This is a genomic window from Schauerella aestuarii, assembly GCF_009866805.1.
Taxonomy (GTDB): domain Bacteria; phylum Pseudomonadota; class Gammaproteobacteria; order Burkholderiales; family Burkholderiaceae_B; genus Schauerella; species Schauerella aestuarii.
The window spans coordinates 1-223 of the sequence record NZ_SIZW01000003.1 but is presented as its reverse complement, the minus strand read 5'-3'; the positions used below and the strand labels follow the sequence as shown (position 1 = coordinate 223).

Genomic DNA, 223 nt, shown 5'->3' with positions numbered 1-223 from the left:
TCATGGATCATGTAGTCACGAACATGCAGCACAGGGAGGCAATCCCTCTTACCCATACTCATGCACGATCCAGCTATAAACAACAACCGATAAGCGTGGACACTTAACACCATACACTTTCGCTCTGAAAGGAGGTGATCCAGCCGCACCTTCCGATACGGCTACCTTGTTACGACTTCACCCCAGTCATGAACCCCACCGTGGTAATCGCCCTCCTTGCGGT

General features: G+C 51.6%; 1 rRNA gene. It reads right to left on the bottom strand.

Annotated features, from left to right (window positions below):
* Positions 1-127: 127 nt before the first annotated feature.
* Positions 128-223 (bottom strand): 16S ribosomal RNA (locus EYW45_RS00015); the annotation flags it as partial.